Source organism: Hyphobacterium sp. (genome assembly GCF_965217055.1).
GTDB lineage: Bacteria > Pseudomonadota > Alphaproteobacteria > Caulobacterales > Maricaulaceae > Hyphobacterium.
Genome location: NZ_OZ244227.1, coordinates 103,668 through 127,439 on the forward strand (window position 1 = coordinate 103,668; position 23,772 = coordinate 127,439).

At 60.8% G+C, this 23,772-nt stretch carries 24 protein-coding genes; 2 read left to right on the plus strand and 22 right to left on the minus strand.

Annotation, left to right across the window (positions count from 1 at the left end; genetic code table 11):
* Positions 1-214: 214 nt before the first annotated feature.
* Genes ACOOFN_RS00480 through proS form a run of 3 tightly spaced genes read right to left on the minus strand, consistent with a single transcriptional unit; the run spans position 215 to position 3,537 of the window.
* On the minus strand, positions 215-907 hold the full coding sequence (locus ACOOFN_RS00480) for an ABC transporter ATP-binding protein (RefSeq protein ID WP_420432581.1): 693 nt from the start codon (positions 905-907) through the stop codon (positions 215-217).
* A complete protein-coding gene (locus ACOOFN_RS00485; RefSeq protein WP_420432583.1) occupies positions 900-2,207 on the minus strand; it encodes a lipoprotein-releasing ABC transporter permease subunit in 1,308 nt (435 codons plus the stop codon). Before ACOOFN_RS00485 ends, ACOOFN_RS00480 begins: the two co-directional genes overlap by 8 nt.
* Positions 2,200-3,537, minus strand: a complete 1,338-nt coding sequence (gene proS / locus ACOOFN_RS00490) for a proline--tRNA ligase (RefSeq protein ID WP_420432585.1) — start codon at positions 3,535-3,537, stop codon at positions 2,200-2,202. Before proS ends, ACOOFN_RS00485 begins: the two co-directional genes overlap by 8 nt.
* A gap of 125 nt (positions 3,538-3,662) precedes the next feature.
* Here proS and ACOOFN_RS00495 point away from each other — a divergent pair, with 125 nt between their 5' ends.
* Both ACOOFN_RS00495 and ACOOFN_RS00500 read left to right on the plus strand, forming a co-directional pair.
* Positions 3,663-4,583, plus strand: a complete 921-nt coding sequence (locus ACOOFN_RS00495; protein WP_420432587.1) for a DMT family transporter — start codon at positions 3,663-3,665, stop codon at positions 4,581-4,583.
* 63 nt (positions 4,584-4,646) lie between these two features.
* Entirely contained in the window at positions 4,647-5,438 is a 792-nt protein-coding gene (locus tag ACOOFN_RS00500) for an enhanced serine sensitivity protein SseB C-terminal domain-containing protein (protein ID WP_420432589.1), read from the plus strand.
* Here the strand turns inward: ACOOFN_RS00500 and ACOOFN_RS00505 are convergent.
* The 19 genes from ACOOFN_RS00505 to ACOOFN_RS00595 are packed head-to-tail and all read right to left on the minus strand — an operon-like array spanning position 5,435 to position 23,772.
* Positions 5,435-5,800 (minus strand): DUF1467 family protein, encoded by a 366-nt coding sequence (locus tag ACOOFN_RS00505; protein WP_420432591.1) that lies wholly within the window; start codon positions 5,798-5,800, stop codon positions 5,435-5,437. The genes ACOOFN_RS00500 and ACOOFN_RS00505 overlap by 4 nt on opposite strands.
* Positions 5,797-6,213: a methylmalonyl-CoA epimerase gene (gene mce / locus ACOOFN_RS00510; RefSeq protein ID WP_420432593.1), complete on the minus strand. Its 417-nt coding sequence runs from the start codon at positions 6,211-6,213 to the stop codon at positions 5,797-5,799. The genes ACOOFN_RS00505 and mce overlap by 4 nt, the downstream gene beginning before the upstream one ends.
* A gap of 10 nt (positions 6,214-6,223) precedes the next feature.
* Complete coding sequence (locus ACOOFN_RS00515) at positions 6,224-7,894, minus strand: ribonuclease J (protein ID WP_420432595.1); 1,671 nt, start codon at positions 7,892-7,894, stop codon at positions 6,224-6,226.
* Positions 7,894-8,673, minus strand: coding sequence for a type III pantothenate kinase (locus ACOOFN_RS00520; protein ID WP_420432597.1), 780 nt, complete (start codon positions 8,671-8,673; stop codon positions 7,894-7,896). Before ACOOFN_RS00520 ends, ACOOFN_RS00515 begins: the two co-directional genes overlap by 1 nt.
* A gap of 9 nt (positions 8,674-8,682) precedes the next feature.
* Positions 8,683-9,423 (minus strand): biotin--[acetyl-CoA-carboxylase] ligase, encoded by a 741-nt coding sequence (locus ACOOFN_RS00525; RefSeq protein ID WP_420432599.1) that lies wholly within the window; start codon positions 9,421-9,423, stop codon positions 8,683-8,685.
* Positions 9,424-10,875: an NADH-quinone oxidoreductase subunit NuoN gene (nuoN, locus tag ACOOFN_RS00530; RefSeq protein WP_420432601.1), complete on the minus strand. Its 1,452-nt coding sequence runs from the start codon at positions 10,873-10,875 to the stop codon at positions 9,424-9,426.
* Positions 10,876-10,888: 13 nt separating this feature from the next.
* On the minus strand, positions 10,889-12,385 hold the full coding sequence (locus ACOOFN_RS00535; protein WP_420432603.1) for an NADH-quinone oxidoreductase subunit M: 1,497 nt from the start codon (positions 12,383-12,385) through the stop codon (positions 10,889-10,891).
* Positions 12,386-14,521, minus strand: a complete 2,136-nt coding sequence (gene nuoL, locus ACOOFN_RS00540; RefSeq protein ID WP_420432605.1) for an NADH-quinone oxidoreductase subunit L — start codon at positions 14,519-14,521, stop codon at positions 12,386-12,388. It abuts the gene before it with no gap.
* A gap of 5 nt (positions 14,522-14,526) precedes the next feature.
* A complete protein-coding gene (gene nuoK / locus ACOOFN_RS00545) occupies positions 14,527-14,835 on the minus strand; it encodes an NADH-quinone oxidoreductase subunit NuoK (RefSeq protein WP_420435087.1) in 309 nt (102 codons plus the stop codon).
* The gene (locus ACOOFN_RS00550; RefSeq protein WP_420435089.1) at positions 14,835-15,449 is read right to left on the minus strand and encodes an NADH-quinone oxidoreductase subunit J; all 615 of its coding nucleotides are present in this window, start codon (positions 15,447-15,449) and stop codon (positions 14,835-14,837) included. The genes nuoK and ACOOFN_RS00550 overlap by 1 nt, the downstream gene beginning before the upstream one ends.
* Before the next feature lie 23 nt (positions 15,450-15,472).
* Complete coding sequence (gene nuoI / locus ACOOFN_RS00555) at positions 15,473-15,961, minus strand: NADH-quinone oxidoreductase subunit NuoI (protein WP_420432607.1); 489 nt, start codon at positions 15,959-15,961, stop codon at positions 15,473-15,475.
* Positions 15,958-17,007, minus strand: coding sequence for an NADH-quinone oxidoreductase subunit NuoH (gene nuoH / locus ACOOFN_RS00560; protein WP_420432609.1), 1,050 nt, complete (start codon positions 17,005-17,007; stop codon positions 15,958-15,960). The genes nuoI and nuoH overlap by 4 nt, the downstream gene beginning before the upstream one ends.
* Positions 17,007-17,213, minus strand: coding sequence for a hypothetical protein (locus ACOOFN_RS00565; RefSeq protein ID WP_420432611.1), 207 nt, complete (start codon positions 17,211-17,213; stop codon positions 17,007-17,009). The genes nuoH and ACOOFN_RS00565 overlap by 1 nt, the downstream gene beginning before the upstream one ends.
* 5 nt (positions 17,214-17,218) lie before the next feature.
* The gene (nuoG, locus tag ACOOFN_RS00570; protein WP_420432613.1) at positions 17,219-19,309 is read right to left on the minus strand and encodes an NADH-quinone oxidoreductase subunit NuoG; all 2,091 of its coding nucleotides are present in this window, start codon (positions 19,307-19,309) and stop codon (positions 17,219-17,221) included.
* 9 nt (positions 19,310-19,318) lie between these two features.
* Positions 19,319-20,629, minus strand: a complete 1,311-nt coding sequence (gene nuoF / locus ACOOFN_RS00575) for an NADH-quinone oxidoreductase subunit NuoF (RefSeq protein WP_420432615.1) — start codon at positions 20,627-20,629, stop codon at positions 19,319-19,321.
* The gene (nuoE, locus tag ACOOFN_RS00580; protein ID WP_420432617.1) at positions 20,629-21,384 is read right to left on the minus strand and encodes an NADH-quinone oxidoreductase subunit NuoE; all 756 of its coding nucleotides are present in this window, start codon (positions 21,382-21,384) and stop codon (positions 20,629-20,631) included. Before nuoE ends, nuoF begins: the two co-directional genes overlap by 1 nt.
* The gene (locus ACOOFN_RS00585) at positions 21,381-22,598 is read right to left on the minus strand and encodes an NADH-quinone oxidoreductase subunit D (protein ID WP_420432618.1); all 1,218 of its coding nucleotides are present in this window, start codon (positions 22,596-22,598) and stop codon (positions 21,381-21,383) included. Before ACOOFN_RS00585 ends, nuoE begins: the two co-directional genes overlap by 4 nt.
* The gene (locus tag ACOOFN_RS00590; RefSeq protein WP_420432620.1) at positions 22,598-23,209 is read right to left on the minus strand and encodes an NADH-quinone oxidoreductase subunit C; all 612 of its coding nucleotides are present in this window, start codon (positions 23,207-23,209) and stop codon (positions 22,598-22,600) included. The genes ACOOFN_RS00585 and ACOOFN_RS00590 overlap by 1 nt, the downstream gene beginning before the upstream one ends.
* Entirely contained in the window at positions 23,206-23,772 is a 567-nt protein-coding gene (locus ACOOFN_RS00595; protein WP_420432622.1) for a NuoB/complex I 20 kDa subunit family protein, read from the minus strand. Before ACOOFN_RS00595 ends, ACOOFN_RS00590 begins: the two co-directional genes overlap by 4 nt.

Genomic DNA, 23,772 nt, shown 5'->3' on the forward strand with positions numbered 1-23,772 from the left:
GTCCTAGCAGAGCCGGACGAAAAAGATCAGGCCAACAGGATGGATGTCCACATCAATATCATCCAGCCAAAGCCCAGGATTGCTGCCGCTGAAGTCGCATCCGCCAGAAGCCGTTTCATGATCTTCTCCCTCACATGTCGGTTCGTTCTGGTTATGTTCTTTCACGTTTTGTTCTCATTGCCAAGAATTTTTTAGTTAACGCAGAATCGTACGTTTATTCAGCGTGTTGGAATGATACGAGCTTGCCATGCTTGACGGTCAGAAGCCGGTCCATGCGTTCTGACAGCGCAATATTGTGCGTGGCGACCAGCGCCGACACGCCCTCTTCCCGCGCCGCGTTGCGAAAACTGTCAAACACGGCGTCAGATGTCTTCGGATCGAGATTACCGGTCGGTTCATCGGCAAGAATGATCTTCGGATTGTTGGCGAAGGCACGGGCAATTGCGACGCGCTGCTGTTCGCCGCCGGACAATTCGGCCGGACGGTGGGTCAATCGTTCACCCAGGCCGAGCGCCGTCAGCAATCTCGTGGCTTCCGGGATCGCCTTGTTGCGCAATTCGCCGTGAATGAGCCGGGGCAACGTCACGTTTTCGAGGGCATCGAATTCCGGCAGCAGATGATGAAACTGGTAGACGAAGCCGATGAAGTTGCGGCGCAGGCCTGTCCGGACATCGTCGCTGGCATTCACGGCGTCAATTCCGGCAATTTCGACGGACCCTGAATCCGGCGGCTCCAGCAAACCAGCAATGTGCAGCAGGGTCGATTTTCCCGACCCTGACGGTCCGATCAGGCCGACGATCTCTCCCGGCCGCAGATCGAGGTCAGCCCCTCGCAGAACGCGAAGCTCCTCGTCGCCCGACTGATAAGTGCGGGTGATGTCGCGCAGGGAAAGCACGGCCTTACTCATAGCGAAGTGCCTCCACCGGATCGAGCCGCGCGGCGCGCCAGGCTGGCGGCAGGGCGGCAAGGAAGGCCGAAAACAGTCCGAACAGTATGGCGAACGTCACCTCGCCGGGATCGATGCGTGCCGGCAGTCGCGTCAGGAAATAGACTTCCGGGTTGAATGGATCGACGCCGGTGAGCAATTCGATGAAGCCCTGTATGCTCTCGATGTTGAGCACGAACAGGAAGCCGAGCGCCGCGCCGCCGAGCGCGCCGACCATGCCGATCATTGTGCCGATCAACAGGAAAACCCGCATCACCGCTCCGCGGGTCGCCCCCATGGTACGCAGAATTGCAATGTCGCGGCCCTTGTTCTTCACCAGCATGACAAGGCCGGTGATAATGTTGAGCGCCGCAATCAGGATGACCACCGAGAGAATGAGCCGCATGGCGAAGCGCTCGACCTGCAGCGCCTGGTAAAAGGCGAGGCTCTGGTCGCGCCAGTCGAAGAGGATCGTACCGGCCGGAACGGCACGGCGGACGTGCGCCATGGTTTCGGCGATCTCGACCGGGTTCTCGACGCGCGCCTCGAGCGTCAACGGGCCGTCCTGCGAAAAGAACAACAGCGCCTGTTCGAGCGGCATGAACGTCACAACCTGGTCGAACTGGTGTACGCCGACGGTGAAGACGCCACCGACCGTATAGGCCTTGCGCCGCGGCACCGTTCCGAATGGGCCGCTCGCGCCATTCGGGGCGAGCAGCGTAATCTCGTCGCCGGCCTGCACGCCCAGCCGGCGGGCCAGCGCAGCGCCGATCAGGATATTGTCGCCGCCATTGTCGCCGACGCCGAAGGTATCGAATGTGCCGCCGATCAGCCCGTAGCGTTCGTCCGCTTCGGGAATTCTGGAGATCCGCTCGATATTGGCCAGATCGCTTGGTTCTATGCCGATGACCTGGGCACCGACGGTCTGGCCGTTGGCGGTAAACAGGGCCTGGCCTTCATAACGCGGGCCGGCATTCATGACGCCGGGCGTGGAGATCATCCGGTTCTGTATCTCGTCGATTTCCGGTTCGGTCAGACCGCGGACATCGACATAGACATGGCTTTGCGCGCCGAGGAGCTGGCTTAACAGCTCGTAGCGAAATCCGTTCATGATCGACAAGACGATGATCAGCGCGGCGACGCCGAGCGTGATACCAAGAAAGGAAATGATCGCGATCAGCGCGATACCACCTTCCTTGCGACGCGCGCGGAGATAGCGCATCGCGATCACGAATTCGAACGGCGAAAACGGGCGAGCACCGCCCAGCCGAGCTTCAGCCATCAGCAAATTGTCCTTCCGCAAGGCGATTCACGGCATCCTCAAGCGACAGCTCGTGCTTTTCACCCGAGCGCCGCACTTTCAGCTCCACCTTGCCTTCTTTCAGGCCGCGCGGGCCAATGACCAATTGGTAAGGCAGGCCGATCAGGTCCATGGTCGCGAACTTTGCGCCGGCACGATCACCGGTATCATCCAGCAGCGGTTCCTTGCCCGCCTTCGTCAGCGCGCCATAAGCACGCTCGCAAGCGGCCGATGTCGCCTCGTCATCGGCGCGCATATTGATGATGCCGACGCCATAAGGCGCAACGCTTTCAGGCCAGATGATGCCGTTTGCATCATGGCTGGCCTCGATGATGGCGCCCATCAGGCGCGAGACCCCGACGCCGTAACTGCCCATGTGCACCGGCCGTTCCTTGCCGTCGGGATGCGTGACGAAAGCCTTCATCGGCTCGGAATACTTGGTTCCGAAATAGAAGATGTGCCCGACCTCGATCCCGCGGGCCGAGAGGCGCTTGTCCGCGGGCACTTCGGCCGCGAAACGCTCGGCTTCGTGCATTTCCTCGGTGGCGGCGTAGAGCGCCGTGCGCTGATCGACGATGGGCTGCAGATCGCCATCGAAATCGACATTGGCACCCGGAGCGCCCATGGAGACCAGGTCGGCATGGCAGAAAACTTCACTCTCACCGGTCTCGGCGAGCACGATAAATTCATGGCTGAGGTCACCGCCGATCGGCCCGGTATCGGCGCGCATCGGCACGGATTTCAGACCCATCCGCGCGAACGTGTTGAGATAGGCGACGAACATCCGGTTGTACGCCTTGCGCGCCTCGGTCTCGTCGAGATCGAAGGAATAGGCATCCTTCATCAGGAATTCGCGGCCCCGCATGACGCCAAACCGCGGCCGGCGCTCATCTCGGAACTTCCACTGAATATGATAAAGAAGCTTCGGCAAGTCCTTGTAAGACTTGCAGGAAGCCCGGAAGATCTCGGTGATCATCTCTTCATTGGTCGGGCCGTAGAGCAAATCGCGCTCGTGCCGGTCGACGATGCGCAGCATCTCCTCGCCATAATCGTCATAGCGCCCGCTCTCGCGCCAAAGATCGGCGAGTTGCAGGGTCGGCATCAGGAGCTCGATCGCGCCTGCCCTGTCCTGTTCCTCGCGCACGATCTGCTCGATCTTGCGCAGGACCCGATGGCCAAGCGGCAACCAGGCATAAATGCCGGCGGCTTCCTGCCGGACGAGTCCGGCGCGCAACATCAGCTGGTGCGAAACAATCTGGGCGTCTGAAGGCGCTTCCTTCAGGACGGGAATGAAATATCGGGAAAGACGCATGGTTCGAATTCTTCAACAATGGTGGTCGATTGCGGGCTTAAACTGACCGCCTCCGCGCCGCAAGCCAAGCCTTGCGAATCGGCCCGATCATTGACACAGCGACACCACCGGCAATGTTGGACAGCATGTCTCACGGCGACTCGAAAGCGACCGGGCGTACTAACGCGCTGACCATCGGCCTGCTGGTTTCCGGCATGGCCATATTCGGGTCGGCCACCCCCGTCAGTCGGCTAGTAGGACAGGAATTTCCAGTGCTGCTGGCTGCCGAATTCAGGGTGATCCTGGGCACGCTGGCCCTGTTGCCGGTAGCGGCCGTCCATTTTGGCGAAATCGCGAGGGTATCGAAGGCTGACTGGATTCGAATCGGCGTGATCGCCCTGTTCGGCATGTTCGGCTTCACCGTACTGATGCTTTACGGCATGCGGCTGATTCCGGGGGCGGCCGGAGCAGTCGTCATGAGCACGGCACCGGCTTTGACCGCTGTCGGCGCCATTGTTTTCCTGGGTGAGAGCCTGACCAAAACCAAGACCGCTGCAATCGTGCTGGCGGTCATCGGCGTTCTTGCGCTCAACTTTTTGAGCGCAGGCGAAGGCGGCAACTGGTTGATCGCAGGCAGCCTGCTGGTGCTGGCGGCCGTGTGCTGCGAGGCGGTCTACACGCTGATGGGGCGGCGCACGACGCAAACGGTTTCGCCGGTGCTGATCGCCTTTCTCGCGGCAGCCCTGTCGATCCCGTTATTTGCTCCCTTTGCAATCTGGCAGGCGACCAGCTGGACGTTGAGCGAGACATCAATGGCAGGCTGGATGAGCCTGGCTTGGTACGGAATCGGTACCCTGGCGGCCGGAAGCTGGCTCTGGTATGCGGGCGTTGCCCGGGCCAGCGGGTCGACCGCCGCCGGTTTCATGGCCGTCATGCCCTGCTCTGCCCTGGTCCTCTCTTACCTGCTGCTGGATGAGCCTTTCCGCTGGGCGCATATCGCAGGCTTTGCCATCGTGCTCGCCAGCGTCCTCTTAATGGCGCGCGAACATGCCAAAATGTCCGAGTAGATGCGCCGAGCGGCTTGATCCCGAACCGCGTTCAGGCTGTGCTGCCACCATGCGGAGCGCGTGATGGACGAATTTCCCAGAAACGATATCGAACATGCGCTGCAAGCGGCCGCGAGCGATCCGGCGGCCCAGGCGGAATTTCTCGCTAAGCTGCTGGATTCGCGAATCTATGTGATCGGCCATGTTCCGGGCGCGCGGGTCAACGAAAGCATTGCAATCGCGGCCGGCGACACGCTGTCAATCGAGCACTGGACCGGTCAAGACGGCCAATCCTACGTGCCGTTTTTCACGTCGCTAGACGCGCTTCGGCAGTCCGTCGACCGCAAAATTGGTTATCTCTCTATCAAGGGCCGGGAATTGTTTGATTCGACGCGTGGACGCCGGCTGGTGCTCAATCCCGGCAGCGCGTGGAGCTGGGACTTCCAGCCAAACGAGATCGGCCTCCTGCTCGATCGCGGCAGCGGGGCGTTTGACCGGTCGTATGTGCATGACGCCGCGCCGCCAGTGGAGATCGGCCAACCGCGCGATTATCCGGCCGCCCTGGTTGAAGGATTGACCCGGCTGTTCGCGCGCCAGGCTGCGGTGCGCCGTGCCTATATCGCTTTGATGAAAGATTCCTCGTCCGATCAGCCCTTCAGTCTGTTGCTTGGGCTCGACCTCGACGGGGAGATCGACCTGCAAGCCATCGGCATGAGTCATGTCACGGCTGAATACGCCCCCGACGAACTGCCTGTCGACGTGTTGATTCTCGGGAATGGTGACGATGACCCCTCGCGGTATTTCCGTGAACAGGCCGAGCCATTCTATGAACGCAGCTGGGGTCAGAGGCTCAAGACTTTCCTCGTTCGCCCCTAGGCGTCCCAGGCATCGGGTCCCGGTATAAAAGGGATGTCATCTAGCGAGATCAGCCCGAACTCGAATATCACGAACAGGATCAGCCAGATCGCTGCGGCCGCGACCGTTGTGAGCCAGGCCTTGTGCTTGAGGCCGGGATCGAGGGGCGCCCCCGATTCAGTGCCCTGCACGACTTCACCGCTTTCTGCCTGGCCGGTCACACCCAATGGCAGGATGGTGAACAAGACGATCCACCAGGCGGTCAGATAGATGGCAATCCCGGTTACGAAATTGATGCCGCCGGCAGGCAGGAAGAGCTGCGCCAGCGAGGCTAGCGCAAAAAGCGCGACAATTGCGGTCTGGGCCAAGCGGGCAAGGGTCATCCCGGCTCCTGCATCAGCTCGATCAGCACGCCGTGCGTGTTCTTGGGGTGAACGAAAATCACCGGCACGCCATGGGCGCCGATATAGGGTTCGCCTGTCCCCAGGACAGTGGCACCCTTGACGCGCATGTCATCTCGCGCCGCGACGATGTCGGGCACCTCGAAACAGAGATGATGCTGACCACCCTTGGGATTCTTTTCGAGGAATTTGTTGACCGGGCTTTCCGGACCGAGCGGCTCAAGCAATTCGAGTTCGGTGTTGCCGGTGTTGATGAAGCAGACTTTCACGCCAAGCTCCGGAAAATCCTTTATCGCGGTTGAATTATCGAGGCCATAAAGCGCCGCATAGGTATCCCGGGTTGCAGCGATGTCCGGCGTGGCGATCCCGATGTGATTGAGACGTCCGACGTTCATTTCAACTCCTTCACGCGGTGAGCACCATGATATCGACCTGGGGTTTCTTGCCCCACATCATGTTGATTTCGCGACGCACGGCGCGACGCGCGGCTTCTTCGACCTCCGCTTCGTCACATCTCGCGCGGCGCTTGAGGCGATCGAAGGCAGCTTCGGCAACCTGGCTGATCCGATCGAGAAGATGATCTTCGGTTATCTCGCGGCTCTGCGGCAGTCCGAGCACACGCACATCAGGGCCGGAAATCAGACTGCCCTGCCCGTCGATCACCATCGCAACGGTAATATGACCGGCATAGGCCATCGACCGGCGTTCCCGCATCGCTGGGCCTTCGGCTTCAGTCAGGATTTGTCCGTCAAGATATAGCCGGCCGGACTTGACTTCGTCGACGACACTGGCGCCGTCCTTCGAGATCCGGATGAGATCACCATTTCGCGGCGCCAATGCTTGCGGGATCTGCAATGACCGCGCGAAGGCGGCATGTTCGGCGAGGTGACGGTGTTCTCCGTGTACCGGAATGGAGATCTGGGGTCGCACCCATTCATACATCTGTTTCAGTTCGTCGCGGCAGGGGTGGCCGGAAACATGGACGTGCCGGTCGCGCTCGGTGACGATGTCGACGCCGCGCTGGGACAAGAGGTTCTGCAACTCGAAAATCCCGGTCTCGTTGCCGGGAATGACGCGGCTGGAGAAAATAACCGTGTCTCCGCTAGTCAGGTTTACAGAGCGATGATCCCCGCGCGCGATACGCGAGAGCGCTGCTCTGGGTTCGCCCTGGCTGCCTGTGCAGAGATAAAGGACCTTGTCCGGCGGGAAGTGCGCGGCATCGTCCTCGTCGATGAAGGGCCTCGCGTCTTGCAGCAGTCCGACCGATTTTGCGGCGGCGGCCATGCGGTGCATTGATCGTCCGACCAGGCAGACCTGGCGATTATTCGCCTCGGCCGCGACGATCGCGGATTCCATGCGCGCCACGTTCGAGGCGAAAGAAGCAATCGCGACACGTCCCTTCAGCTCGCCGACCAGTTCGATCAGATTCCGGCGGACGCCTGCTTCAGATCCCGACTCACCCTCGGTGAAAACATTGGTGGAATCGCACACCATGGCGAGCACGCCTTCGTCGGCAAGGTCGGTGAGCGCGCTGATGTCGGTGCTGCCGCCGATCAATGGCTCCGGATCGATTTTCCAGTCACCCGTGTGCAGGATCAGGCCTTCGGGCGTACGAATGGCGAGACCGTTGGGTTCCGGAATGGAATGGGTCAGTGTGACGAAGCTGATGTCGAACGGGCCAAGCGCAATGTGCCCGTCGAGTGGCACGACATTGACGATAGCCTGATTTTCGAGCCCCTTTTCCTTAAGCCGGTCGACCATCAACCAGGCGGTGAACGGGGTCGCAAAGATCGGCACGCGGAAGCGTTCCCAGAGATGTGCCACGGCACCCATATGGTCTTCATGGGCATGGGTCAGCACGATGCCGAGAAGATCGTGCGCGCGCTCCTCAATGAAGTCGGGGTCTGGCATGATCACATCGACGCCAGGCGACGTCAGGTCTCCGAACGTGACGCCGCAATCGACCATGATCCATTTGCGGTTCTCTTCCGGCCCGTAACCGTAGAGATTGAGATTCATCCCGATCTCGCCGCTCCCACCGAGCGGCAGGAAGTAAAGCCCACCATGCTTGCCCATCAGCGAACTCCGCCGCTATTGAGCTTCCAGACCTCGTACAGGCCCCGGATGGTGATATCGGGATCGAAATGATCGATGCTTCGCGAGGCGCCGTCGAAGAGCGAGGCGACGCCGCCGGTTGCGATGACTGTCATAGGTGAGTCGTATTCAGCCTTGATGCGCTCGGTAAGCCCGTCAATGAGCTCGACATAGCCCCAGAAGATGCCCGATTGCATGGCCGCGACGGTATCCTTGCCGATCGCCTTTTCCGGCTGACGAATCTCGATCCGTGGCAGACGCGCCGCCGCCTCGTGCAGCGCCTTCACGGAGAGGTTGATGCCTGGCGCGATGACGCCGCCCTCGAATGCGCCGTCGGCCGAAACCACGTCGAATGTCGTCGCCGTGCCCGAGTCGATGAGCAACAGCGCCCCCTCATATTTCGCCTTGGCACCGAGCGCGTTGACCAGCCGGTCGGCACCGGCTTCCTGCGGTCGCGGAATGCGGACTTCCACGCCGAGCTCGACGCCCGCTTCGCCAATAATCAGCGGTTCGGCCCCGAGATAGCGACGGGACAGATTGCGGAGATTGAAGAGCGCCTGCGGCACGACGGTCGAGATGACACAGGCTGAGATATCGCTGAAGGCGAGCCCGTGCATCGCCATGATCTGGGAGAGCCAGACAGCATGTTCGTCAGCCGTTCGGGTGGAATGGGTCGCTGTTCGCCACTCTGCACGCCAGCCGTCGCCGTCGTGGACAGCGAACAGCGTATTGGTATTGCCGCAGTCGATCGCAAGAAACATGCAGGCGGTTTACTCCAAAGCACCCGGAAAAAATACGTCCCCAGCTGAAATAAGGCGGGTCTCGCGCTTCGCCATTTCCAACCGCAGCGAACCATCCTCGGCGAGGTCGGTGAAGATCCCCTCCAGCGTTTCGTCCGAAAGCCGGACGACACACCGTTGACCAATACCGTGGGCCCGCGCGAGCCAGGCTTCGCGGATCGGACCGAATCCTTCTGTGGCCCAGACCGATCGCCAATGCTCGAAACGCGTGACGAGTGATTCCAGCGCGGTTGAAGGACCGATATCCGCACCCAGCCGTGCAAGGCTCGTGGCCGGATATTCCGGAATGTCGGGCGCGGCAGCAAGGTTAAGTCCGACCCCAATGACGAGCTGAATGACATTGCCTGGCGCATCTGCCGATTCCAGCAGCACGCCGCAGATCTTCTGACCATCGACGAGCACGTCATTGGGCCATTTCACGCGGGGACGGCGATTCTTCAACGCCAAACGGCAGACATCCGACGCGGCGAGCGCTGCGGCAAAGGACAATTGCGCTGCTTCGCCGGGCGAACATTTCAGCGAATACATCCCGGAGCAGTAGAGATTGCCGTCAAGATCGGCCCAATTGCGGCCTCGGCGGCCCCGACCTGCGGTCTGGCGGCGCGCGGCGATCCAGAGCGGGCCGATCTCGCCCGCCTTGAAGCGGCGGCGCACCTCTTCATTCGTGGAATCAATCTCGTCCAGCCATTCAATCCGGACGCCGTTGATCATCTAGATCGGGCCCAGGCCTGCATTCCGTGCGAGCAGGAAGAGAACCGGAACGATGACGATCAGCGCTGCAGTGGCGATGCCCGCCACATTGGTGATGACGCCGGTCGTAGCGGGCGGGCCGATGAAGTTGACCACCGGTTCGGAGAACCACATCACGCGGACAATGCGCAGATAGTAGGCCGCGGCTACAACCGAGAACAGGACGAGCGCAACCGGCAGGATGACGAGACCGGCCTGCAGGGCGGCGTAGAGGATGAAAAGCTTGCCGAAAAATCCAACCAGGAAAGGCAGGCCGCCGATCGAGAACATGGCACCGGTCATCGTCCAGGCAAGGCCGGGGCGCGATTGGGCCAGGCCGGCCAGATCGTCGACCTGCTCGACCATGCCTTCATTAGTGCGCATCGAGAGCACGACGCCGAAGGCGGCGATGAGGCCAATAATGTAGAGCACCATGAAGGCGAGCAGCGCCCACAATCCGGTCTCGGTGCCCGCGGCGATCGCGACCAGCGCATAACCCATATTGCCGATCGAAGAATAGGCCATCAGCCGCTTGATGTTCTGTTGCGTCAGCGCACCGAACGCGCCAACCGCCATGGAGGCAATGGCGATCGCCGTGATCACCTGCTGCCACTGGTCCGTCATCGCACCGAAGGGCTCGAGCAAGATGCGCGCGAGCAGCACGATGGCCGCGAATTTGGGGGCGGTCGCGAAGAACGCTGTCACCGGCGTCGGCGAGCCTTCATAGACATCCGGCGTCCACATGTGGAACGGCGCCGCCGAGACCTTGAAGGCCAATCCGCAGATCACGAAGACCAGACCGAACAGAAGGCCGATCGACACGTCGCCCGAGGCTGCTGCCACAGCAATTTCATTGAAACCGGTCGCGCCGGAGAAGCCGTAAACCAGGGAAGCACCATACAGAAGCAGTCCGGAAGACAGGGCCCCCAGCACGAAATATTTCAGTCCGGCTTCCGAGGCACGCAGCGAATCCCGGTTGAAGGCCGCCAGCACGTAAAGCGCCAGTGATTGCAATTCGACGCCCATATACATGGCGATCAGATCATTGGCCGAAACCATCATCGACATGCCGAGCGCGGCCAGTGCGATCAGTATGAAGTACTCGAACCGGGCGAGGCGTTCGGCCTTCAGATATGGCACTGCGAACAGCAGCGCGATCGCTGCTGCACCGAAGATCGCAATTTTCGAGAACAGGGCCAACGGGTCGAACACAAACGCGCCGCCAAATGCCTGGCCGCCCTCGCCCGGCACCAGGAAGGCCGCCGTCAAGGCTGCCACAAAGAGAAGCCCTGCGGTCAGCGGTGCGACAAGGGCGGCAGCCCGTCCGTGATCCTTGATGTAGACGCCGAGCATCAACAGCGCCATGGCCCCGAGGGCCAGGATGACTTCGGGAGCGTAGAGCAGATATTCCGCGGTGAGTGTGGCGAGATCCATGATCAGTCGGCCCCTACTGCGCGCTGGCGGCTATCGCCGCCTGGTAATTCGAGATCAGCTGCTCGACCGATGCCGCCGTGACATCGGTGATCAGCGTCGAGAAAAAGCCGAGAACAAGGGTTGCGATGATCAGCGGCATGAAGATCGCCCATTCGCGGACATTCATGTCGTTGATGGCTTCCAGCTTCGGATTGGTGAGATCACCCAGCACCAGGTTGCGATAGGCGGTGAGCATGTAGACCGCTGACAGGATGACCCCGATCGCGGCGCCGGCAGCAGCCCAGGTCGAGACCTGGAACGTACCGATCATTGCCATGATTTCACCAACAAAACCGGATGTGCCCGGCAGGCCGACATTCGCCATGGTGAACAGGGCGAGCACGGCGGCATAGACCGGCATGCGGTGTACAAGTCCCCCGTAAAAGGCAATCTCCCGCGTGTGCATGCGATCATAGATGACACCGACGGCGAGAAAGAGCGCGCCGGAAATCACGCCGTGCGAGATCATCTGGAAAATCGCGCCCTGTACGCCAAGCTCGGTCATCGCGAACAGGCCCATCGTCACCAGGCCCATATGAGCGACGGAGGAATAGGCGATCAGCTTCTTGATGTCGGTCTGGCGAAACGCGACCAGCGATGTGTAAATGATCGCGATCACCGACAGCGCAAATACCAGTGGTGTGAAATAGGCGCTCGCATCCGGGAACATGGGCAGCGAGAACCGAAGGAAGCCATAGCCACCCATTTTCAGGAGAATACCGGCCAGGATGACCGACCCGGCGGTCGGCGCCTCGACGTGGGCGTCCGGCAACCAGGTGTGGACCGGCCACATCGGCATTTTCACCGCAAATGAGGCGAAGAAGGCGAGCCATAGCCAGGTCTGTATCTCGGCCGCGAAAGGCGTCTCCAGCAAGACGGTAATGTCGGTGGTTCCTGCCTGCAGGAACATGAACACCAAGGCGACCAGCATCAGTACCGAGCCAAGCAGGGTGTAGAGAAAGAATTTGAACGCCGCATAGACCCGATTGGCGCCGCCCCAGACGCCGATGATCAGGAACATCGGAATGAGGCCGCCTTCGAAGAAGACGTAGAAGAGCACCATGTCGAGCGCACAGAACACGCCGATCATCAGCGATTCCAGCACCAGGAAGGCAATCATGTAATCGGCGACGCGCTTCTCGATCTTCCAGCTGGCGAGGATCGAGATCGGCATCAGGAAGGCGGTCAAAAGGACGAAGAGGACGGACAGACCGTCAACACCCATGCGGTAGGCCATGCCAAATTCGGAGAACCAGCTGACTTCCTCGACCAGCTGGAAGCCGGGGTTGGATGCGTCGAAGCGGATCATGACGACGATCGACAACGCAAAAGTGACGAGCGTGGTCAGCAACGCGACGCCGCGCGCATTCTTCTCGATGAAGGCCGAGTCCTCGGCACGCGAGAACATCTTGAACAGCGTGATCACGAGAGCGCCGGCAAGCGGCGCGAAAGTGACGGCGGACAACAACATCTATTCGCCTCCCGCGCCGGCCATGGCCCACAGGGTGAGTGCAACCACCCCGATCAGCATGACGAAGGCATAATGGTAGAGATATCCCGACTGGGCCTTTGACAGGCGCCGGGCTGCGGCCAGAGCCGAAGCGGCAAAGCCGTTCGGGCCCAATCCGTCGATAATCCTTGCGTCGCCGACCTTCCAGAACAGATCACCGAGGGCGCGCGCGCCACGAACAAAGACGAAATTATAGATTTCGTCGAAATACCATTTGTTCAAAAGGAAGCTGTGCAGCGGTCCCTCGCGCGAGGCGAGGCGTGCGCCGAAGCCGGCAAAGCGGATGTAGAAGATCCAGGCCAGAATGAAGCCGAGAATGGTCACCGCCAGCGGCGTGAACAGCACCCAGGTCGGCGGATGGTGCCCGCCATGCTCTCCCCCGCCGTGATCGTCCTCGGCGCCGTGATCATCGGCATGGACGGCCGCCTCTGACGGGGCCTCGGCATCTCCGGCACCGACGGCGGCTTCATAGGAGTCCGCTTCCAGCTCGGAGTGATCCTCGAGAATTTCGGCGGCTTGGGACGCCGCATAATAATCGCCGTAATTGCCCTCGGCATACGGTCCGGCCGGCAGCGCGTCCTCCCAGAAGGTAAAGGCATGGCGGCCGACGAACTGGTCCTTGAAGGCGGCACCGGCAAACACCGCTCCAACTGCCAGCAGGATCAGCGGAACCATCATCACCGGCGGGCTTTCATGGGCGTGATCGATAACCTCTTTCTCGCCACGGAATTTGCCGTGGAAGGTCATGAAGATGAGGCGCCAGGAATAGAAGCTGGTGAGACCGGCCGCGATCACGCCGACCCAGAAGGCCAGCATGCCGAACGGGATGCCCTCTTCGCCCATCATGAAGGCTTCCTCGATGATCATGTCCTTCGAGAAGAAGCCGGCAAAACCCCAGCCCAAGACAGGCAGGCCGACGCCGGTCAGGGCGAGCGTACCGATATACATGAGGATGGCCGTGAACGGCAGGTATTTGAAGACCCCGCCCATTTTCCGCATGTCCTGCTCGTGGTGCAGGCCGTGAATGACCGAACCCGCGCCGAGGAAAAGCAGCGCCTTGAAAAAGGCGTGGGTGAACAGGTGGAACATCGCCGCGGAATAAAGACCGAGGCCCGCGGCAAAGAACATGTATCCGAGCTGCGAACAGGTCGAATAGGCAATGACGCGCTTGATGTCGTTCTGCGCGAGCCCGACCGTGGCCGCGAACAGCGCCGTCGTCGCCCCGATCAGCGTGACGAAGGCCGAGGCATTCGGGGCCGCCTCGTATAGCGGGAAGCAACGGCAAACGAGGAAGACGCCGGCTGTCACCATGGTCGCAGCGTGGATCAGCGCAGACACAGGCGTCGGGCCCTCCATCGCGTCCGGCAACCAGACATGAAGGAAGAACTGCGCCGACTTGCCCATCGCGCCGATGAAGAGAAGGAAGGCGATCAGCTCGATCGCATTGAACTCGAACCCGAGGAAATTCCAGGTCAGCGAGGCCATGCCTTCGACATCGTTGAAGACCGAGTCGAAGCTCACCGAACCGAACACGGCGAACACCGCCATGATACCGAGCGCAAAGCCGAAATCGCCAACGCGGTTGGTCACGAAGGCCTTGATGGCTGCGTCGTTGGCCGACTTCTTCTTGTACCAGAAGCCGATCAGCAGGTAGGAGGCGAGCCCGACGCCTTCCCAGCCGAAGAAGAGCTGCAGGAAATCGTCCGCTGTCACCAGCATCAACATCGCGAAGGTGAAGAGCGAGAGATAGCTGAAGAAACGGGCACGGTGCGGGTCGTCGCTCATATACCCCCAGGAATAGACGTGGACGAGCGAGGAAACGAACGTCACGACGACCAGCATCACCGCCGACAGGGCATCAAGGCGCAGCGACCAGGTCGCCGAGAAATCGCCAATCTGCATCCATGTGGCGAGCGGGATGGTGCGGACATTCTCTGCAAAAATGACATCGTAAAAGACCCAGGCCGACAGCAGTGCGGACAGGATCAGGAAGCCCGTGGTCAGCGTCATTGCGGCGCGATCGCCGATGAAGCGCTGGAACAGGCCGGCGATGACGGAGCCCAGAAGCGGGCCGAAGACGATGATTATCGGAGCCATATCGTCTAGCCCTTCATCAGATTGACGCCCTCAACCGAGATATCACCCCGGTTGCGGAAGAAAACGACAAGAATGGCGAGGCCGATCGCAGCTTCGGCGGCGGCCACGGTCAGCACGAACATGGCGAAGACCTGACCGGCGAGATCGCCGAGATAGGATGAAAACGCCACCAGATTGATGTTGACGGCGAGCAGCAACAGCTCGACCGACATCAACAAGATGATCACGTTCTTGCGGTTCACGAAAATGCCGAACACGCCAATCGTGAAAAGGATAGCGGAAACAGCGAGATAGTGTGAAAGGCCGATGTCCATCATTCTCCCAGCCCCTCTCCGGATTTGACGTCATGCATTGTGACTGCCGTCTTGCGGTCGCGGCCAACCTGCTCGGCAATATTCTGACGCTTGACGTGCGGCTTGTGCTGCAGCGTCAGCACGATGGCACCGATCATCGCGACCAGCAGGATCAGGCCAGCTGCCTGGAAGAAGTAGGCGTAATCGTCATAGAGCAGCAGGCCGAGCGCTTCGACATTCGAGATGTCGGCCGGCGTTGCGCTCGCGGCATTGGCTGCCACGACATTGGCCCCGCTCCAGGCGCGACCGACGAGGATCAGTTCAGCGGCAAGGATCACCGCGATCAGGCCGCCGAACGGCAGGTAGCTCAAAAATCCCTCCTTGAGCTCGGCGAAATCGACATCGAGCATCATGACGACGAAAAGGAAGAGCACGGCGACGGCACCGACATAGACAACGACCAGCAGCATGGCGAGGAATTCCGCGCCCAGCAGCACGAACAGTCCGGCCGCAGAGAAAAAGGCCAGGATCAACCAGAGCACTGATCGCACCGGGTTTCGGGCTGCCACGACGAAGAAGGCGGACAAGATCGTCACGCTCGCCAGTACCCAGAATGTAATTGCCTGCAGCATCAGCCGCCCCGTCCCTCTCTTGCGCCCTAGCGGTAAGGCGCGTCGATTTCCAGATTGCGCGCGATCTCGCGTTCCCACCGATCGCCATTCGCCAGAAGTTTTTCCTTGTCATAGTAGAGTTCTTCACGGGTCTCCGTTGCGAACTCGAAATTCGGGCCCTCGACAATGGCATCCACCGGGCAGGCTTCCTGGCAGTAGCCGCAATAGATACACTTCACCATGTCGATGTCGTAGCGCGTCGTCCGGCGGGAGCCATCCTCGCGCGGTTCCGCCTCGATCGTGATCGCCTGCGCCGGACAGACCGCTTCGCACAGCTTGCAGGCAATGCAGCGCTCTTCGCCGTTGGGATAGCGGCGCAGCGCGTGCTGGCCGCGGAAGCGCGGGCTCAGCGGGCCTTTCTCGAAGGGGTAATTCACTGTCGCCTTCGGGCGGAAGAAATACTTCATCGCCAGGATGAAGGCTCCCACAAAGTCCATGAGGAAGGCGCCGCGAATGGTTTGCGCAATCCGGCTCATGACTGGCCTCCGAAGTAAGCGATATAGCCGCCGACCAAGGCGACCGCGCCGAGCGAAGTCGGCAGGAATATCTTCCAGCCCAGTCGCATCAGCTGGTCATAGCGGTATCGCGGCACGATGGCTTTCACCATGGCGAACATGAAGAAGAAGAACACGATCTTCGCCGCGAACCAGAAGAAGGGCGGCAGGAAGTCCAGGAAGGGGAATGGCGCATGCCATCCGCCGAAGAAGAGTATGGTGGTCAGCGCGCACATCAGGACGATGTTGAGATATTCGCCGATCATGAAGAGCAGATAGGGTGTGGAGGAATATTCCACCTGATAGCCTGCGACGAGTTCGGATTCGGCTTCCGGCAAATCGAAGGGCGGGCGGTTGGTTTCCGCCAGGGCTGAGATGAAGAAGATCACCATCATCGGGAACATGACGATAAACATCGGCACCGGCAGAGTGTGCAGCGCCAGCATGTTCCAGTTCCAGAAACCACCAGCCTGTTCTTCGACAATGACGGAGAGATTCATCGAGCCGGCAAACAGCAGCACGGTCACGATGATGAAACCGATCGAGACCTCGTAGGAAATCATCTGCGCTGCCGAGCGAAGCGCGCCGAGGAAGGGATATTTCGAGTTCGATGCCCAGCCACCAATGATGACGCCGTAGACGCCGAGCGAGGAAATCGCGAACAGATACAGGATGCCGACATTGAGGTCGGCAATCACCCAGCCCGGCGCGACCGGAACCACGGCCCAGCCCACAAAGGCCAAGACCAGCGTGATCAGCGGCGCGAGCAGGAAAAGGACCCGGTCTGCGCCTGCCGGCACGACGATTTCCTTGAGCACGAATTTGAAGAAGTCTGCGAAAGACTGGAGCAAGCCGAAAGCGCCGACAACGTTCGGACCCTTGCGCATCTGCACGGCAGCCCAGACCTTCCGATCCATCAGCAAGAGGAAGGCCAGCGCAATCAGCAGCACGATCATGAAGGCCAGGATCTGTACTACGGCGAGAGCTGTTCCGCCCCAGACGCCGTATTGCTCGATGAAATGACCCATTAGCCCTCATCCCTCGCTGCCGAGTCGCCTGCCGGCGACATCACGATGGCAATGATCACGCCGACTCCGGCGCCGATCGACGGGCCGAATACAACGCCCATTGCAACATCGCCCATGACCGCGCCGACAGCCGCACCAAATGCGGTTCCAAGCCCCGCGCCAAGGGCGACACCGAGACCAATGGTCAATGGCAGAGATCTCGCCATGCGCCTTACTCCGCCGCCAGCGCCGATGGCGCCGTTTTCAGTGCCGAACATTCCGCCATCGTTTTCGAGGCCCGTGCGATTGCGTTCGTCAGATAGAAATCCGTGACCGGTGACCGGAAAGGTTCGGCGCCCATATCGCCCGCTTCGCCGATCGATGCCACATCAAATTCAGCCGCCGTCGCATGACCCGGCGCGTGATCGATGCCGCCAAATACGGGGTGATCGGCGATCAACTTTTCACGCAAGGCTTCCAGCGTGTCATAGGGCAGCGTCTTGCCCAGGCGTTCGGAAAGAGCACGGAAGATCGCCCAGTCCTCTTTTGCTTCGCCTTTCGGGAAGACGGCACGCGCATTCATTTGTACGCGGCCTTCCATATTGGCCCACATGCCGCGCTTCTCGATATACGCGGCACCCGGCAGGATCAGGTCCGCTCGGTGCGCTCCGCGGTCGCCGTGATGGCCGACATAGATGACGAAGGCGTCGCCGAAATCGGCGTCGATCTCGTCTGCGCCGAGCAAGACGACCGTGTCCATGCCACCGGCCTGGAGCTCCGCTGCCGACTTGCCGCCCTCACCCGGCACGAAACCGAGATCGAGCGCCCCGACACGCGACGCTGCCGTGTGCAGCACGTTGAACCCGTTCCAGTCGTCCTTGACCGCACCCACCTTGCTGGCGAGATCGCCCACGGCGCTGAGGATCTGCGCCCCGTCTTTCCGGGCCAGCGCGCCCATGCCGACGATGATCATCGGCTTCTCGGCGTTCTTCAGGACCTTGGTGAATCCCGAACGTTTGCCGGCGAAGCCCTTCAATTCCGTCGGCCCGCTTCCGGCCTTTTCGAACGGATAGGACAGATCACCGACTTCGCCGATTACGCCGACCTTTACGTCCCGCTCCAACCAAGCACGGCGGATACGGGCATTCAGAACCGGCGCCTCGAGGCGCGGATCGGTGCCGACGAGCAGGATCGCATCGGCTTGGTCGATGCCGGCAATGGTCGAGTTGAACAGCCAGCTCTCGCGCGGTCCCTTGCCGAGCGGCGCGCCGTCCTGACGGCCATCGATCGACGTCACGCCGAGGCTGTCGAACAAATCCTTGGCGGCCTTCAGTTCCTCGACGGAATTGAGATCGCCAGCAATGACGCCAATTTTCGAGGCATCGCCGGAGAGTTTCGCCGCAGCCGTGCCGAGCGCTTCATCCCACGAGACTGCCGTCAGCTTGCCGTCCTTGCGCGCATAGGGCTTGTCGAGGCGTTGGCGCTGCAACCCGTCCCAGACAAAGCGCGTCTTGTCGGATATCCACTCCTCGTTCAGCTCGTCATTGACGCGCGGCAAGATGCGCAGAACGCCGGGGCCGCGGCTGTCGACGCGGATCCAGGCACCCATCGCGTCCATGACATCGATGGTTTCGGTCTTCTTCAATTCCCAGGGCCGAGCATTGAAGGCATAGGGTTTCGACGTCAGCGCACCCACCGGACAGAGGTCGATGACGTTGCCCGACAGTTCGGAATGGACCGCGCTTTCCAGATAGGTCGTGATCTCGGCATCCTCGCCGCGATTGAGCATGCCAATTTCCGGCGAACCAGCGACCTCGGTGACAAAACGCACGCAGCGAGTGCACTGAATGCAGCGGTTCATGAAGGTCCGGATCAACGGACCCATATACTTGTCCTCGACCGCGCGCTTGTTCTCGAGATAGCGCGTGTCTGACCGGCCGTAGGCCATGGCCTGGTCCTGCAGATCGCATTCGCCGCCCTGATCGCAGATCGGGCAATCCAGCGGATGGTTGATCAGCAGGAATTCCATTACGCCTTCGCGCGCCTTCTTCACCATGGGCGAAGCGGTGTTCATCGCAGGCGGCTCGCCATTCGGCCCGCCGCGCATGTCGGAGACATTCATGGCGCAGGAGGCGGCCGGTTTCGGCGCGCCGACCAGCTCGACCAGGCACATGCGGCAATTGCCCGCCACGGACAGGCGCTCGTGATAACAAAAGCGCGGGATTTCCTTGCCCGCCGCCTCAGCTGCCTGCAGCAGCGTGTAATGGTTCGGGACGTCGATTTCCTCGCCGTCAACGATGATGGTGCGGAGATTGTCTGACATTGTTCTTCCCTACTCCGCTGCAACCGCCGAGACCGCTACCGGCTTGCCGGCACGGTACGCATTGATGCGGTCCTCGATCTCATGGCGGAAATGCCGGATCAAACCCTGCACCGGCCACGCCGCAGCGTCGCCGAGCGCGCAGATCGTGTGACCTTCCACCTGGCCGGCAACGTCCAGGAGCTTGTCGATCTCATGGGTTGAACTCTCGCCGCGCGCCATCCGCTCCAGCACGCGCCACATCCAGCCCGTGCCTTCGCGACACGGCGTGCACTGGCCGCAGCTTTCATGCTTGTAGAAATAGGAGATCCGCGCGATCGCCTTGATGATGTCGGTGGACTTGTCCATCACGATCACGGCAGCTGTTCCGAGACCGGACTTTTCGTCCTTGAGCGCGTCGAAATCCATCAGAACATCCGTGCAGGTGTCGGCCGGGATACACGGTACGGACGAGCCGCCCGGGATGACCGCTTTGAGATTGTCCCACCCGCCGCGGACGCCACCCGCATGGGTTTCGATCAGCGTTTTCAGCGGGATGGACATGGTTTCCTCGATATTGCACGGCTTGTTCACATGGCCGGATATCGAGAACACCTTGGTACCGGTATTGCCCTGGCGGCCGAAGCCCGCAAACCATTCCGCGCCGCGCCGCAGGATCGTGGGTGCGACCGCAATGGATTCGACATTGTTGACCGTGGTGGGGCAACCATAGAGGCCGGCATTGGCCGGGAATGGCGGCTTCAGGCGCGGCTGACCCTTCTTGCCCTCGAGGCTTTCGAGGAGCGCGGTTTCTTCACCGCAGATATAGGCGCCAGCGCCATGGTGGACGTAACAGTCGAAATCCCAACCATGAATGTTGTCCTTGCCAATCAGCTTGGCCTCATAGGCTTCCTTGATGGCTTTCTCGAGCGCCAGTCGCTCGTCGACATATTCCCCGCGGATATAAATGTAACAGGCGTGCGCACGCATCGCGAAGGACGCCACTAGGCAGCCCTCGATCAGGAGGTGCGGATCATTGCGCATGATCTCGCGGTCCTTGCAGGTGCCCGGTTCGGATTCATCTGCGTTGACAACAAGGTAGTGCGGGCGAGCGCCGACTTCCTTGGGCATGAAGGACCATTTCAAACCGGTCGGGAAACCGGCCCCGCCGCGACCTCGCAAGCCGGACGCCTTGATCTGGTCGATGATCCAATCCTGGCCCTGGTCGATCATGTCCCGGGTCGAATTCCATGCGCCGCGCTGTTTCGCGGCGTCGAGCCCGGGATCCTCGCGACCGAAAAGGTTGAGGAAAATCCGGTCCTTGTCCTGGAGAAGCTGAACCATTATTCGCTCCCCTTCTTGCCGTCGGCCTTGGCACCGGTCCGCCCGGTATCCTTGGGACGCGCCTTCTCGGTCGGCAGGTTCGGTTTCTCGCCGGTATCATTTGCGGCATTGGGCAGGCTCACCGGTTCGGCCAGCGAGCCGTCATAGAGTGAGCCGTCGGTCAGCGTCATCGAGCCGCCCTCGGTTTCAGAGCAGGACCGACCGATCTGCGAGCCCGGCCTCGGCGTGTTGCCAGCTGCCAAATTGTCGAGGATCGCGGCCATGCTGTCGGCGGTCAGGTCTTCGTAATAATGGTCGGATTTTGCATTTGAAATCTGGACCATAGGCGCGTTGGCACAGGCCCCGAGGCATTCGACTTCCATCCAGGAGAACCTGCCGTCAGCTGAAACCGAGCCTTTCGGTCCGATCTTCTCGGCGCAAACCTGCTTGATATCTTCCGCTCCGCGCAGCCAGCAAGGTGTGGTGCCGCAAACCTGGATCAGGTGTTCGCCCGCCGGCTCGAGATTGAACATGGTGTAGAAGGTCGCGACCTCCATCACCCGGATTTTCGGCATGTCCAGCCGGTCAGCGATTTCACGCATCGCCGGCTCGGAAACCCAGCCACCCTGCTTTTGCGCGATCCACAGCATGGGGATCACGGCGGAGGCTTTCTTGTCTTCAGGATACTTGTTCAACCAGAACTTTATCTCTTTCTCGCTTTCCTTTGAAAACGAGAAACTTTCCGGTTGTTCGAGTGCTATTTTTCGAGCGCTCATCGGTCGATTTCTCCGAACACGATATCGAGCGAGCCAAGAATGGCGGAGACATCCGCCAGCAAGTGGCCGCGATTGAGATGATCCATGGCCGCGAGATGGGCGAATCCCGGCGCCCGGATCTTGACGCGATACGGCTTGTTGGTGCCGTCGGCGACGAGATAGACGCCGAACTCACCTTTCGGAGCCTCGACGGCGACATAGGCTTCACCGGCCGGCACATGGACGCCTTCGGTGTACAGCTTGAAGTGATGAATCAGCGCTTCCATCGACTGTTTCATCTCGCCGCGGCGCGGCGGCGCGAACTTGGTGTCGGTGGGCAGCACCTCGCCGGCATTCTCCGCGCGCGAGAGCCATTCGACGCATTGCTTCATGATCTTCACGGACTCGAGCATTTCGTCCATGCGGATGAGATAACGGTCCCAGCAATCACCGTTCTTACCGACAGGAATGTCGAATTCGAGCTCGTCATAAACCTCGTAGGGCTGCGCGCGGCGCAGATCCCAGGCCATGCCGGACCCGCGCACCATGACGCCGGAGAATCCCCAGGCGAGCGCGTCTTCCTTCGAAACCACGCCGATATCGACATTGCGCTGCTTGAAGATCCGGTTCTCGGTCAGCAACGTGTCGATGTCCTTGAGCTTCCCAGGGAATTGCTCGCACCACTCGCCAATGTCCTCGATCAGGTCCGGGGGCAAATCCTGGTGAACACCACCGGGGCGGAAATAATGCGCGTGCATGCGCGAACCGGAAGCGCGCTCGTAGAACACCATCAGCTTCTCGCGCTCTTCAAACCCCCAGACCGGCGGCGTGAGCGCGCCGACATCAAGCGCCTGCGTAGTGACGTTCAGCATGTGCGACAGGATGCGGCCAATCTCGCAATAAAGGACGCGAATGTAGGAGCCGCGTTTCGGCACCGGAATGCCCGCCAACCGCTCCACGGCCATGCAGAAGGCATGCTCCTGGTTCATCGGCGCGACGTAGTCGAGCCGGTCGAAATATCCGATGCCCTGGAGATAGGTCTTGTGCTCGAGCAGCTTTTCCGTACCGCGGTGCAAGAGCCCGATATGCGGGTCGACGCGGTCGACGATCTCGCCGTCCAGCTCGAGCACGAGGCGGAGCACGCCGTGTGCCGCCGGGTGCTGCGGGCCGAAATTGATCGTAAACTTGCGCTCGTCTTCCTGCTCGATGTTTTCGGGATTGATGATCTCGTTCATTACACACCCTCCCCTTTGACCTTTTCATCGCCCGGCAGCACGTATTTCGCGCCTTCCCAGGGAGAGAGGAAGTCGAAGTCCCGATATTCCTGGACCAATTCGACCGGTTCGTAGACGACGCGCTTTTCTTCCTCGTCCCAGCGGACTTCGACGTAGCCGCTGAGCGGGAAGTCCTTGCGAAGCGGGAAACCATTGAAGCCGTAATCGGTCAGAATGCGCCGCAGATCAGGGTGGTTGTCAAAGACGATGCCGTACATGTCGAAGGCTTCGCGTTCGAACCAGTTGGCCACCGGGAAAATTTCTGAAATCGAGGCGATGGGCGCCTCTTCGTCGGTGGAGGTCTTCACCCGTATGCGGTGGTTCATCTGCATCGACAGGAGATGGTAGACGACGTCGAAGCGCTCGGTACGGCCGGGATGGTCGACGCCGCAAATGTCAATCAGCGTCGTGAAACGGCAGGCGCGATCGTCGCGCAGGTGACGGATCACCTCCTCGACGCGGTCTCGATAGATATTGAGCGTCAATTCGCCGTGTTCGACCGACCATTCGCGGATCGCCGAATCGAGTTGCGCGGCAATGTGCGCGCCAAGTTCGTTCAATCGCTCGCTCATCGTTCGATCGATCCTTCGCGGCGGATTTTCTTCTGAAGCTGCAGGATGCCGTAGACCAGTGCCTCGGCAGTCGGCGGACAGCCCGGCACATAGACGTCAACCGGAACAATCCGGTCACAGCCGCGCACGACAGCATAGGAATAGTGATAATAACCGCCGCCATTGGCACATGAGCCCATGGAGATCACGTAGCGCGGCTCGGGCATCTGGTCGTAGACCTTGCGCAGGGCGGGCGCCATCTTGTTGGTCAAGGTGCCGGCGACGATCATCACGTCGGACTGGCGCGGAGAGGCCCGCGGGGCGAAGCCGAAGCGTTCGAGATCATAGCGCGGCATCGAGGCCTGCATCATTTCGACGGCGCAGCACGCCAAACCAAATGTCATCCACATCAGCGATCCGGTACGTGCCCAGGTGATGAGGTCGTCGGCCGCGGCCACGACGAAGCCCTTGTCGGCCAGCGCGTCGGAGACGCCGTCGAAGAACGGATCATGCTTTTTCGGATCGTAATGCGGGGTGGCGGCGCGGCCGGCAGCGCCCGCGGGGGTCAGCGTATTGTCAGCCAT